This window comes from Schaalia odontolytica (genome assembly GCF_002847525.1).
GTDB lineage: Bacteria > Actinomycetota > Actinomycetes > Actinomycetales > Actinomycetaceae > Pauljensenia > Pauljensenia odontolytica_B.
The window spans coordinates 45,011-57,753 of record NZ_PKKM01000002.1 but is presented as its reverse complement, the minus strand read 5'-3'; the positions used below and the strand labels follow the sequence as shown (position 1 = coordinate 57,753).

At 64.7% G+C, this 12,743-nt stretch carries 11 protein-coding genes and 3 tRNA genes; 12 read left to right on the top strand and 2 right to left on the bottom strand.

The annotated features are described in order from the left end of the window. Window positions 1-25 precede the first annotated feature (25 nt). From CYJ22_RS01445 to htpX, 5 genes are all read left to right on the top strand, one after another. Window positions 26-1,573, top strand: coding sequence for a complex I subunit 4 family protein (locus CYJ22_RS01445; protein ID WP_101600535.1), 1,548 nt, complete (start codon window positions 26-28; stop codon window positions 1,571-1,573). Window positions 1,574-1,584: 11 nt separating this feature from the next. Further along, window positions 1,585-3,138, top strand: a complete 1,554-nt coding sequence (gene nuoN, locus CYJ22_RS01440) for an NADH-quinone oxidoreductase subunit NuoN (RefSeq protein ID WP_165782113.1) — start codon at window positions 1,585-1,587, stop codon at window positions 3,136-3,138. Further along, on the top strand, window positions 3,135-4,148 hold the full coding sequence (locus CYJ22_RS01435) for a polyprenyl synthetase family protein (protein ID WP_007587623.1): 1,014 nt from the start codon (window positions 3,135-3,137) through the stop codon (window positions 4,146-4,148). Before nuoN ends, CYJ22_RS01435 begins: the two co-directional genes overlap by 4 nt. A 180-nt stretch (window positions 4,149-4,328) precedes the next feature. Beyond that, on the top strand, window positions 4,329-5,840 hold the full coding sequence (locus CYJ22_RS01430) for an FAD-dependent oxidoreductase (protein ID WP_101600530.1): 1,512 nt from the start codon (window positions 4,329-4,331) through the stop codon (window positions 5,838-5,840). 141 nt (window positions 5,841-5,981) lie between these two features. Continuing rightward, entirely contained in the window at window positions 5,982-6,857 is an 876-nt protein-coding gene (htpX, locus tag CYJ22_RS01425) for a zinc metalloprotease HtpX (RefSeq protein WP_101600528.1), read from the top strand. Between the two features lie 64 nt (window positions 6,858-6,921). Here the strand turns inward: htpX and CYJ22_RS01420 are convergent, their stop codons facing one another. Continuing rightward, window positions 6,922-7,425, bottom strand: a complete 504-nt coding sequence (locus tag CYJ22_RS01420; protein WP_007587567.1) for a YajQ family cyclic di-GMP-binding protein — start codon at window positions 7,423-7,425, stop codon at window positions 6,922-6,924. 98 nt (window positions 7,426-7,523) lie between these two features. On the opposite strand from CYJ22_RS01420, the gene CYJ22_RS01415 reads away from it, so the two are divergent. The 5 genes from CYJ22_RS01415 to CYJ22_RS01395 all read left to right on the top strand — a co-directional run bounded on the left by CYJ22_RS01415 (window position 7,524) and on the right by CYJ22_RS01395 (window position 9,203). Beyond that, a tRNA-Tyr gene (locus CYJ22_RS01415) sits at window positions 7,524-7,608 on the top strand. A 91-nt stretch (window positions 7,609-7,699) separates the two neighbouring features. Then, a tRNA-Thr gene (locus tag CYJ22_RS01410) sits at window positions 7,700-7,772 on the top strand. 27 nt (window positions 7,773-7,799) lie between these two features. Further along, window positions 7,800-7,876 (top strand) — tRNA-Met (locus tag CYJ22_RS01405). Between the two features lie 54 nt (window positions 7,877-7,930). Beyond that, window positions 7,931-8,101, top strand: coding sequence for a 50S ribosomal protein L33 (gene rpmG / locus CYJ22_RS01400; protein ID WP_003792256.1), 171 nt, complete (start codon window positions 7,931-7,933; stop codon window positions 8,099-8,101). 85 nt (window positions 8,102-8,186) lie between these two features. After that, window positions 8,187-9,203 (top strand): sialidase family protein, encoded by a 1,017-nt coding sequence (locus tag CYJ22_RS01395; protein WP_101600526.1) that lies wholly within the window; start codon window positions 8,187-8,189, stop codon window positions 9,201-9,203. Between the two features lie 59 nt (window positions 9,204-9,262). Here the strand turns inward: CYJ22_RS01395 and CYJ22_RS01390 are convergent, their stop codons facing one another. Beyond that, window positions 9,263-9,922, bottom strand: coding sequence for a FadR/GntR family transcriptional regulator (locus CYJ22_RS01390; protein ID WP_101600523.1), 660 nt, complete (start codon window positions 9,920-9,922; stop codon window positions 9,263-9,265). A gap of 172 nt (window positions 9,923-10,094) precedes the next feature. On the opposite strand from CYJ22_RS01390, the gene CYJ22_RS01385 reads away from it, so the two are divergent. After that, the gene (locus tag CYJ22_RS01385; protein ID WP_101600521.1) at window positions 10,095-11,669 is read left to right on the top strand and encodes an ABC transporter substrate-binding protein; all 1,575 of its coding nucleotides are present in this window, start codon (window positions 10,095-10,097) and stop codon (window positions 11,667-11,669) included. Window positions 11,670-11,787: 118 nt separating this feature from the next. Beyond that, window positions 11,788-12,741: an ABC transporter permease gene (locus CYJ22_RS01380; protein ID WP_007587560.1), complete on the top strand. Its 954-nt coding sequence runs from the start codon at window positions 11,788-11,790 to the stop codon at window positions 12,739-12,741. Window positions 12,742-12,743: the final 2 nt, after the last annotated feature.

Genomic DNA, 12,743 nt, shown 5'->3' with positions numbered 1-12,743 from the left:
GGGGTACACGACAATGGAAAGTGCAATGATTGCTGCTAACTTCCCGTGGCTGTCCGTCCTCGTGGCCATTCCGGCCGCGGGTGCGGCCCTCCTCGGCTTCGTCCCGCCCCTGAGGCGCGCCGCCGGGCGCGTCGTCGCCCTGGTGGTCTCCCTCGTCGAGCTCGCGCTCGGCGTGTACGTGGCCGCCTCCGTCTTCGACTGGTCCGCCCCGGCCTCGTACCAGGTGTACGAGTCCCATCTGTGGATTCCCCAGATCGGCATCACCTGGTCCCTCGGCGTCACCGCGCTGGGCCTCGTCATGATCCTGCTGGCGATCGGCCTCGTGCCGCTCGTGCTGATTGCGGGTTGGGACGAGGACGATGCCGCGGACCGCGGCGCCTACCCGGCGCTCGTCTTGGCCCTCCAGGCATTCATGGTCGTCATCTTCGCGGCCTACGATCTGACGGTCTTCTACTTCGCCTTCGAGGCGATGCTCGTGCCGCTCTACCTCATGATCGGACGCTACGGCGTCGGTGACGAGGTCGCGCGTCACAAGGCCGCGATGAAGTTCCTGCTGTACTCGCTCTTCGGTGGCCTGGTGATGCTCGGTGGCATCCTCTACCTGTGGGCGATGGGCTCGCGCGCCGCGCAGGATGTGTCGACGTTCTTCCGCATTGACACGCTCGCCCAGATCCTGCCGAGCGCCCCGCTCGTCATTCAGATGGTCATCTTCGTGACCTTCATGGTTGCCTTCGCTATCAAGGCTCCCATGGTCCCGGTGCACACGTGGCTGCCTGACACGGCCGCCGTCGCTCGTCCCGGCACCTCGGTGCTGCTCGTCGGCGTCCTGGACAAGATCGGCACCTTCGGCATGATCGCCCTGTGCCTGCAGCTCACCCCTGGCGCGGCCGCGTCCGCGAAGTGGGTCATGTGCGTGCTCGCCGTCATCTCCATCCTGTGGGGTGGCCTGTCGGCGAACGGCCAGAACGACATTATGCGCCTCGTGTCCTACACCTCCGTGTCGCACTTCGGCTTCATGGTCCTGGGCATCTTCATCGGCTCGCAGATCGCCCTCGTTGGCGCCATGTTCTACATGGTCGCCCACGGCGTCTCGATCGCCGCGATGTTCCTGCTTTCCGGCTGGCTGTCGCGCCGCGGTGGCACGCAGGACATGCGTGAGTACGTGGGCATGCAGCGCGTGACCCCGGTTCTCGCGGGCCTGTGGCTCATGTCCGGCCTCGCCTCCATCGCGCTGCCCGGCCTGTCCGGCTTCGTCCCCGAGTACCTCGTGCTGATGGGCACCTGGTCGGTGAACGCCCCGCTGGCGCTCTTCGCGGTCCTGGGTGTCGTCATCGCCGCCCTCTACGTGCTCATGCCCTACCAGCGCGTCTTCACCGGCGCTCCGGGCAAGGGCAAGGAGGAGCTGGCGGACCTCGGGGCGCGCGAACGCGGCGTCATGGTACCGCTCGTGGCCGCGATGCTCATCCTTGGTATCTGGTCGGCGCCTCTCGTGAGCGCCCTGACCCCGGTTGCTTCAGACCTCGACCTGACCAACTCGCAGGTCCCGGCCGCCGTTGAAGGGAGCGCACAGTGAACGTTCTACCCATGGATAACTTCCAGGCCCCCGAGGTTCAGTGGCTGAGCCTCGCGCCGATCCTCATCGTGCTTGGCGGTGCCGTCCTCGGCATTCTCGTCGAGGCCTTCGCCCCGGCCAAGGCGCGCCGTCCCATCGTGATCGGCCTGTCGATTCTGGCGACTGCCGGTGCGTGCGTGATGCTCGCGCTGCGGTGGGCGCCCGTCGTGGCCGCCCCGGCCTCGCTGGGGGAGTACATCGAGGACCCCCTGACGGTTGGCGCCCAGTCGGTGCTCGTCATCATCGGATTCCTCGCCGTCCTCGTGATGGCCGACCGCACGACCGTCGGTGACGGTGCGTTTGCCGGTCAGCCCTCGGATCGCCCGGACTCGGCCGCCGAGGAGCTCTCGGAGCGTAAGGGCTACCAGCGCTCCGAAATGTTCCCGCTGACCCTGTTCTCGCTGGGCGGCATGATGATCTTCCCCGCTGCGGATAACTTCGTGACGCTCTTCGTGGCCCTCGAGGTCATGTCGCTGCCGCTGTACATCATGGCTGCGACCGCGCGTCGTCGCCGTCAGCTGTCCTACGAGGCCGCCCTCAAGTACTTCGTGCTGGGTGCGTTCTCCTCGGGCTTCATGCTGATGGGCTCGGCGTTCCTCTTCGGGTTCTCCAACTCGCTGCGCATCTCGGCGCTGGGCGAAGCAATCTCGACGAACACCGCCATGGACTGGATGGTCCTCATCGGCGTGTTCTGCGTGATGGTCGGCCTGCTGTTCAAGGTGGGCGCCGCCCCCTTCCACGCGTGGACGCCCGACGTCTACACGGGCGCCCCGACCCCGGTGACGGGCTTCATGGCCGCGGCTGTCAAGGTCGCCGCGTTTGCCGCGATGGCTCGCTTCTACCAGGCCGTCGCCGCCTACCTGCAGTGGGACTTCCTGTACATCTTCGCGGCCGTCGCGGTCCTGACGATCCTCGTCGGTACCTTCGCCGGCCTCGTGCAGGATGACGTCAAGCGCATGCTGGCCTACTCGTCGATCGCTCACGCGGGCTTCATCCTCATGGGTATCCTTGCGATCCAGAAGGGCGGCACGGGCCATGTGTTGTTCTACACGCTCGGTTACGGCCTGGCGACGGTCGGCGCCTTCGCGGTGGTCTCGCTCGTGCGCGGTCGCGACGCGGACGGCAACGTCCTGGGCGAGGCGACGAGCCTGCGTAAGTGGGCGGGTATCGGCCGCACCAACCCGTGGATCGCGGGCGCGATGCTGGTCTTCCTGCTCTCGTTTGCGGGCATCCCGCTGACGGGCGGTTTCATTGGGAAGTTCGTGATTTTCTCCGACGCGATCAAGGGCGGCATCGGCTGGCTCGCGATTGTGGGCCTCGTGGCCTCGGCGATCACCGCGTTCTACTACTTCCGCCTCGTGCGCCTGATGTTCTTCACCGAGCCCGGTGAGGAGTCCGTCGTGGTGAAGTCGGAGGGCCTGTCCGCTCTGGCGATCATCGTGTGCGCGCTTGGGACGCTCGCCCTGGGCGTCTTCCCCGGTCCCGTGTTGAGTCTGCTCGAAAAGATCGTCATACTGATTCCGTGAGCGCTCAAACACCCGATCTTCATGTTCCCGACCTCGAGTCCCGTATTACCCCGGGGCTCGAGGTCGTCGAGCGTCGACTCCTCGACGCCGTGTCTTCGTCCCGCGATCTGACGGACGAGCTGACGCGTCACCTCGCTGTCGCTGGCGGCAAACGGATGCGTCCGCTGCTCACCCTCGTGTGCGCGCAGCTGGGTGACCCCGAGCGGGCGCTCGACGAGCAGGTCATCACGGCGGCGACGGCCGTGGAGCTGACGCACCTGGCGTCCCTGTATCACGATGACGTCATGGATTCCGCGCCGACGCGTCGCGGCGTGCCCTCGGCTCAGCACCTGTGGGGTAACAACCGCGCGATCCTCGCCGGCGACATCCTCTTTGCCCGCGCGTCGCTCCTGGTTGCCTCCCTGGGTCCCGAGATGGTCGCCCACCATGCGCGCACGTTCGAGCGCCTGTGTGAAGGCCAGCTCAACGAGACTTTCGGTCCGACGGACGGCGCGGATCGCGTTGACTTCTACTTGCAGGTCCTGGCGGACAAGACGGGTTCGCTCGTCTCCACCGCCGCTTCCTTCGGTGCGCTGCTGTCGGGCGCCGGCCAGCTCATGGCGGACGTGGTCAGCGACTTTGGTGAAAAGGTGGGCGTCGCCTTCCAGATCGCCGACGATGTGCTCGACTTGGCGTCGTCGGGCGAGCAGTCGGGCAAGACGCCCGGCACCGATCTGCGCGAGGGCGTCGACACGCTGCCCGTCCTCCTCCTGCGTCGCCGCGAGGCCGCCGGCACGATTGACGAGGCCGGCGCGCGCATCCTGCGCGAGCTGACGGGGGACCTGTCCTCCGACGAGGCCCTCGCCTCGGTCGTTGAGCAGCTGCGCAGTCACGACGTCCTCGAGGAGACGCGCGAGCTTGCGCGTACGTGGGCCAACGACGCGATCGCTGCGCTGGCACCGCTGCCCAAGGGTGAGGCGAAGACCGCGCTCGAGGCGTTCGCGAACCTCATGGTGGATCGCCTGGTCTGATTGTCGACAACGAGGCCGGGGCACGGCTGCGCGTCATCGCGTGGCTGGCCCCGGCCTCGTCGTATGTGCACCCTTGAGGTGTGTGAGGGGTCTCAGCTAAGGTTGCCCTTGGCAACGGGGCGCTAGACTTAGTGCCCAGGTGCGCGTACACGCGCGCGGTCACGAAGAAGGAGAAATCGGTTGGCACCGCTCAACGTCGCCGTCATTGGCGCTGGTCCCGCTGGCATTTACGCGTCGGACATCCTGTCCAAGTCGGGGCTCGAGGTGAATATCGACCTGTTTGAGCGTCTTCCCGCGCCCTACGGTCTCGTGCGCTACGGCGTCGCGCCGGATCACCCGCGTATCAAGCAGATCATCGTGGCGCTGTACAAGATCCTGCAGCGTGGTGACATCCGCCTGCTCGGCAATGTCGAAGTTGGCCGCGACGTGACGATCGACGACCTGCGTGATCACTACGACGCGATCATTATTGCGACGGGCGCGGACCGCGATCACCCGCTCGACATTCCGGGCGTGGACCTGCCCGAGTCTTACGGTGCAGCCGACTTCGTGTCCTGGTATGACGGCAACCCGGATTACCCGCGCACGTGGCCGCTGAAGGCCCGCGAGGTTGCTGTTCTCGGCGTCGGTAACGTGGCGCTGGACGTGGCTCGCGTCCTGGCCAAGCACGCCGAGGATATGCTCAAGACCGAGGTGCCGGCGAATGTGGCCGAGGGCCTGGCTGAGAACCCGATCACCGATGTGCACGTGTTCGGTCGTCGCGGCCCCGCGCAGGTGAAGTTCACCCCGCTGGAGCTGCGCGAGCTGGGCAAGGTGCCGGACGTGGACGTCATCGTTTCGGAAGAGGACTTCGACTTCGACGAGGGCTCGGAGGAGGCGCTGCGCGCGTCGAACCAGCAGCGTCAGGTCGTCAAGACGCTGACGAGCTACGCGATGGCGGACCCGGAGGAGCACACGGCCTCGCGTCGCATCCACATTCACCTGTTCCAGGCTCCGGTCGAGATCGTCGCGGACGAGAATGGCCACGTGAAGGCTCTGCGCACTGAGCGCACCGCCCTGAATGGCGATGGCAGCGTGTCGGGCACGGGCGTCATCACGACGTGGCCCGTGCAGGCCGTGTACCGCGCGGTGGGCTACTACTCCTCGCCGATCCCGGGCCTGCCCTTCGATGAGCGTGCGGGCGTTGTGCCGAACGTCGAGGGTCGCGTCATCGAGGGAGACACCACGAAGGACGAATCCGCCCCCGTTATCCCGGGCGTGTATGCGACCGGCTGGATCAAGCGTGGCCCCGTCGGCCTCATCGGCTCGACGAAGTCGGACGCCCAGCAGACGATCTCTCACCTCGTTGAGGACGCCTCCGAGGGCCGTCTGCACGCGAACACCTCCGAGGTGGGCCACGAGGCCATGGTGGCGCTCCTGGAGTCCCGTGGCGTCGAGTTCACGACGTGGGAGGGCTGGGAGCTTCTGGACGCCTACGAGCAGGCTCTGGGCGAGGACTACGGCGAGCTGCCGGGCGGCCGCGGCACGCGCGAGCGCATCAAGGTCGTCTCGCGTCGTGCCATGACGGATATTTCGCGTGGCGCGCAGGTGGATCCGAAGGCAACGGATCTCATCGGCGACATGGGCGAAATGGGAGTACCGACCGCGCCCGAGCGCTTCGATGACTACACAGGTCCGGGCCGCCGCAACTGACGCGTCCGACATCCTCGACGAGGCCGTGGCCGGGTTTTCCGGTCGCGGCCTCGTTCTGATTCGTGAGTGGGCAATCGGTTCCCACCTGAGCTTCGGCTGGCTCCCAGGGGCTTCTCAGGTAACCCCCATAGGATCGCCTGTATGGTGCACCGCAACTATCACAACGGTCTGAAGACGACCCTCCTGCTGGGCGGCATGTGGGCGCTGCTGCTCGCTATTGGTGCGCTCATCGCGTCGGGCACGGGCCGTGTGGTGTGGATTGTCGTGTTTGCGGGCATCGGGCTCCTTCAAACCGCCTACTCCTACTGGAACTCAGCGACGATTGCGCTGCGGTCGATGGGCGCGTATCAGGTCAGCGAGTCGGAACAGCCCGTGCTCTACGCCATCGTTCGCGAGCTGTCGGATCGCGCGCAGCAGCCGATGCCGACGATCTGGGTGGCGCCCACGCTCACCCCGAACGCGTTTGCGACGGGTCGTAACCCGAACAATGCGGCCGTGTGCTGCACGGAGGGCATCCTGGCGATTCTTAACGAACGTGAGCTGCGTGGGGTGCTCGGGCATGAGCTCATGCATGTCTACAATCGCGACATCTTGACGACGTCTGTTGCCGCGGCCATGGGCGGCGTGATTACGACGGTCGCGCACGGCCTGCTGTTTTTTGGTGGCGGTAACCGTCGCGACGGCGGGGGAGTAGGCATCATTGGCCTGCTCGCCATGAGTCTCCTGGCCCCGATCGCGTCGATGCTCATACAGTTCTCGCTGTCTCGCACCCGTGAATTCGATGCGGACGAAGACGGTGCGATGCTCACGCAGGATCCGCTCGCGCTGGCCTCGGCCCTGCGTAAGCTCGAGATGACGACGGATCGGCGCCCGATGGAGGACACCCCGCGCACGCGCAACGTCGCGGCGATGATGATCGCGAACCCTTTCCGTGGGGAGTCTCTCATGCGCATGTTCTCGACCCACCCTCCGATGGACGAGCGGATCGCCCGACTGGAGAAGATCGCGGGCTATTAGGCCAATGAACGAGGGGGCGGGTGGCCGGAGACAACCGGCCACCCGCCCCGCAGTATCGCTGTGGTCAGCGGTAGTTCACGAACTGGAGTGCGACGTCCAGCTCCTCGCCCTTGGGGCCCTTGAGGAGAGCGATGACGGCCTGCAGGTCGTCTCGGGACTTCGAAGAAACGCGAAGTTCGTCACCCTGGATCTGCGCCTTGACGCCCTTGGGGCCTTCCTCTCGGATGAGCTTCGAAATCTTCTTCGCGGTGTCCTGAGGGATGCCTTCCTTGAGCGGGCATGCGAGCTTGAACAGCTTGCCCGAGGCCTTGGGCTCGCGGTCCTTGTAGTCGAGGACCTTGAGGGACAGGCCGCGGCGAATCAGCTTGGACTGCAGCACGTCGAGGATTGCCATGACGCGGGAGGCGGAGTTCGCTTCCATTGCGATTGTGTCGCCGCTGAGGGAGATGGCGGCGTCGACGCCGCGGAAGTCGTAGCGGTTGGCGATCTCCTTGGCGGTCTGGTTGACAGCGTTGTCGACCTCCTGGCGGTCGAGCTTGGAGACAACGTCGAAGGAGGAGTCTGCCATGGATGCACCTTTCGTTGGAATTTAGCCAATCGTCGTTCCGATTGGCGCTCAGGATCATTTTAATGCTATTCTTTCACGGCACCGCGAGAGCGGCGCACGGCAGGTTACCAAAGCGGCCAAATGGATCTGACTGTAAATCAGACGCTTCGTGCTTCGGGGGTTCGAATCCCTCACCTGCCACCACTCGCTGGTTCCAGTGAGTAACGCCTGTGACGTCATTCTCAGGCTCCGGGATTGCTTCGGCACTCGGAGATGAGATAGGCTTTCCGGCGTTGCCCCGATAGCTCAGTAGGCAGAGCGTCTCCATGGTAAGGAGAAGGTCAAGGGTTCGATTCCCTTTCGGGGCTCCGGTCGCGGATTTATCCGCTTCCGGCGGCGGGGTAGCTCAGCTGGTCAGAGCGCACGACTCATAATCGTGAGGTCGCGGGTTCGAGCCCCGCCCCCGCTACCAATTCTTTGATCCGACAGGTCGCGCGAGCGACGAAACTAAGCGAGGGAAACAACCGTGGCAAGCAAGTCCCAGGACGTTCGCCCCAAGATCACTCTGGCCTGCTCGGAGTGCAAGGAGCGCAACTACATCACCAAGAAGAACCGTCGTAACACGCCGGATCGTCTCGAGCTGGCGAAGTACTGCCCGCGCTGCCACAAGTCGACGGCGCACCGCGAGACCCGCTGACGGCTTCCGTCTCAAAGCCCCGAGGAACTCTGGTTCCCCGGGGTTCTTTGTATGTGCGCTGAACCACATGCGTTAGACTGTGTCTATGACTGACATTCCCACCCCTCGCTGCATTGTCGCCCCGACGGGCGCGGGCGAGGCGCGCATCCCCGGCCTCGTGACGCTCGCGGACGAGCGCACCGTCCTGTTCTTTGATGAGAGGCCTGCGCCGGCCTCGGGCACGGGATCTGACTTCAACGGGCTGACGATGGCCTCGGATCTGCCGAATCCGAACCAGATCCTCTGGATGCTCCGCGAGGGCGATGGGCACTGGGGTGAGCCGCACCCGCTTCCCGCCGGCGGCCCGCCCGTCTCTTCGGATGCGTGTGTCGGCGTGGACGGTGAGGGCCTCCTGCATCTGGCGTTCGCGTCGACGGATGGGCGCGTGGGCTACATGGACTCTTGCGCGGATGGTGAGCGACTGCGCACCTGGTGGGCGTGGGGGAGCGGTCCTGATGACCTCGCCTATGTGGACATGACGGACGAGCTCTATGAGCTCACGGGTGCCGACGCGCTGTTTGCGACGTCTGGCGGCACGGTCGCGCATGACGGCGCAGTCGCGCTGCCCTACGTCGTGCGCGTGGGGGATGCGACGCACGTGCGCGTCGTCTATGCGCGCGCAGGCCGACTTGTCGGCGCGGCGGACCCGCTTGTTGGCGATGGGGGTGTGCTCCTTGACGAGACGACGCTCAGCGTGTGGGATGGCCGCCTTGTCGCGAACTGTCGTCTGCAGGGCTTCGAAGGGCGAGGCTCGGGTGCGCGCTACCTCGCGTGGGGAGACGGGTGCACCTGGGAGGGTGGGTGCCTATGGGAGCTCGACGACCCGGGCTGCAATGCGCGCACGGTCGGCGATCTGTTCGTGCATCCCGGTCGGCGCGACGCGCGGGCCGGTGGCGAGATTGTTCGCCTGACGCCACCGTGGGAGGGGCCAGTTGGCTCCCAGGCCGTCTCTTCATTCGGGGATGGGGTCTTCGGCTACAGCGATCTCATGTCCGCTGGGGACGAGGCAGTGGTGGTCTTCGAGCGTGACCGCGGCCTCTGGGAGGTCGTGCTCTCCCTGTAAATGGGTACAGAAAACCCGGTGCGCGTGCCCCCACAACGCTCCGGGTTTTTCTGTGTGCTCTAGCGACCTTCGATGATCGCGAGGAGTGGGGCGTAGTGCGCGTCGACTGCCGCGGTGTATGCCTCGACGTCTCCTGCTTCGCACGCCCGCAGGATGGCCGCGTGGGCCTCGGCGGTGTCTTCCATCTCCTGGCGCGACGCTGCGGCCAGCTGGGGAGTGACGCTCTGGTGGACCAGCCACATGGCGGCCACGAGCTGATGCATCAGCTCGTTCTCGACGTAGGCGAGAAGGCCGGAGTGGAACGCGATGTCCGGCTCCAGGTAGGTCGAACCCGAGTGCGCGTATTCGGTCATCGCCTCGACGAGCTCCCACAGGTGCGGGTTCGTCGTGCCCTTCATGGCTCGGGTGAGCGGGACAGCGATCCCGAGGTCGAGGGCCCGGCGCGTGTCGATGATTGCATGCAGGGACTGTGCGCCGTTGATCTCATCGAGGGCGGCGCGCAAGACGAGGGTCTCGACGAGCGGCTGCATCGACATTTCGCCGACGTATGATCCCGAACCCTGACGGACTGTCACGATGTCGAGAGCCTGGAGGCGACGTAATGCTTCTCTCACAGAGGAGCGCGAAACGCCAAGGTCGGCGCATAGTGCCGATTCTGTGGGGAGGCGATCACCGGGATGTAATCCATGTCGCAAAATGTAGGACTTGATCGCATCCATCGTTACTGAGGATCTCGAGTCAATCGATGTCGGTTTGGGTCGGTTCGGACTGGTTTCTGAGGGCGATGGGGGTGATATCGCTTGCATTAATTTGTCAGACAACATAGAATAAGTATAGCGAGCGGAACAACAGAACCGCACGTCCCAATTCTCGAAGATGAGGAGCGAGAACATGCGAATGCGTAAACACTTCGCAACCGGCGCTGCACTGACCGCAGCTGCCGCCATGATCCTGACCGCGTGCGGCGGCGGATCGTCCACCAGCACCACGTCGACCGACGGCGGCTCGAAGGCCTCCGAAGGACCGAAGGGTACGATCACCGCCGGTGTCGCCTACGAGACCACCGATTACGGCCCGATCACCACCTCGGCTCTCGGCATGGGTGCGAACTGGCAGGTCCTCGAGGGCCTGTACCGTTTCAACATGGCCGACTACTCCGTCAGCCCCGCGCTGGCCGCCGGTGACCCGGAGAAGATCTCCGACACCGAGTACGAGGTGAAGCTGCGCGACGGCGCGAAGTTCTCCGACGGCACCCCCGTGACCGCCGCCGACTTCGTGGCCTCCTACGAGCGCGCGACCTCCGAGAAGTCGATCTACCGTCAGTTCTTCACCTTCGTCGATTCCGTCGAAGCCAAGGACGACAACACCATCACGATCAAGCTGAAGCACCCCTTCGCCAACCTGAAGGAGCGCTTCGTCAACGTCCGCGTTGTCCCCGCGTCGATGGACGAAGACTCGCTCAAGGCGAAGCCGATCGGTACCGGCCCCTACAAGTACGAGAACATCACGGCGACCGAGATCACCGCTGTTCCGAACGAGAACTACACCGGCAACGAGCCCGCGAAGGTTGCCACCCTCAAGTGGCAGTCCCTCAAGGATGACTCCGCCCGCCTCGCCGCCGCCATCGGTGGCACGATTGATGTCATGGAAGCCGTTCCCGCCTCCGCGCAGGATCAGCTCAAGGGCGCTGGCTGGAACGTTGAGTCCAAGCCCGGCTACGGCAACCCCTTCCTGATGTTCAACACGCAGAAGGCACCCTTCGACAAGCCCGAGGTTCGCCGCGCGATCCTCAAGGCTGTCGACAAGCAGAAGCTGATCAGCTCCGCGCTTGAGGGTCAGGCCGTTGAGGCGACCTCCTTCCTGCCCGAGGCGAACCCCGCCTACAAGAAGCCTTCGACCGATCTGTCCTACGACAAGGATGCCGCCGCCAAGCTCCTGAGCGACGCTGGCGTCTCCGGCCTCGAGGTCAACCTGGTGTCGACGGACCACCCGTGGGTCCTCTCCCTGGTTCCCCAGATCAAGTCCGACCTGGAGGCCCTGGGCCTGAAGGTCAACCACACGCAGATGGCTTCGTCTGACCTCTACGCCAACGTCACCGACGTTGACAACCCCACCTACGACATCGTCCTGGCCCCCGGCGACCCCTCGGTCTTCGGCACCGACCCCGGCATCATCATCTCCTGGTGGAACGGTGACAACGTCTGGACCAAGAAGCGTGACGGCTGGCAGGTCTCGGACCCCGAGTCCTTCAACAAGCTGCAGTCCATCATGGATGAGGCCGTTCAGCTCGACGGTGACGCCGCTAAGGCCAAGTGGGGCGAGGCTCAGGATCTGCTCGCTGAGAAGACCGTGATCTTCCCGCTCGTGTTCCGCAACATGATCACCGGCTCCAACCCCCAGAAGGTGGAAGGATTCCAGGCGATCTCCTCCACCGGCCTGCAGCTGCTGGGTGTGAGCGCTAAGTAAGTCCCCTAGAGGGACCACAAGAGAGGAGGGGTGGAGCCCCGCCCTGAGGCAGACGCCACAGTCGGGCGCCACCCCTCCTTTCTTATTGCCAAAATCCGTTGAAAATGGAGGTCTAGCAGTGAATAACCTTCTGCGACTCATCGGACGACGTTTGGTGGCTCTGCCGATCATGGTGGTCGGTGTGTCCTTCCTCGTCTTCTTCATCATGTCGCTGTCTCCGATTGACCCCGCCTACTCGGCACTGGGTGAGACCGCGACCCCCGAAGCTCTCGAAGAGTACCGTGTGCAGCACGGTCTCAACGACCCCTTCTTCGTTCAGTACGGTCACTACCTGTGGAACATGCTCCACGGTGACCTCGGCACCTACGGCGTTGGCACGTCCAACCACGTGACCGATCTGGTTGCTCAGGCTCTTCCGATTACCCTGCAGCTCACCTTCCTCGGCCTGTTCTTCGCCGTCATCATCGCTTTCCCCCTCGGTGTTCTCGCCGCTCTGTACCGCGACCGCTGGCCCGACCAGGTCATCCGCGTGTTCTCGGTCATCGGCATCGGCACCCCGTCCTTCTGGCTGGCAGCGCTGCTGGTCCTGGGATTTGTTCAGAAGCTTCCGGTCTCCGGCCCGCTGCCTGCGTTCAGCGAAGATCCGAGCGGCTGGTTCCTGCGGATGCTCCTTCCGGCTATCGCCCTGGCAGTTCCCGTCATTGGTCAGATGACGCGAGTCGTGCGTACCTCAATGGTTGAGGAACTGGATCGCGACTACGTCCGCACCGCGGTTGGCGCCGGTATCCCGAAGAACATCGTCGTGGCCCGCAACGTGCTGCGTAACGCGCTCATCACGCCCGTGACCGTCCTCGGCCTGCGCATCGGCTACCTGATGGGTGGCGCGGTCGTCATCGAAATTATCTTCTCCATCGATGGAATGGGTAAGGCGGTCCTGCTCAAGGGCATCCAGGAAAACTGGGTCACCCTGGTGCAGGGTGGCGCGCTCGTCGTCGCGATCGCGTTCATCGTCGTCAACATCATCGTTGACATGCTCTACCTGCTCATCAATCCGCGTATTAGGTCGGTGTGAGG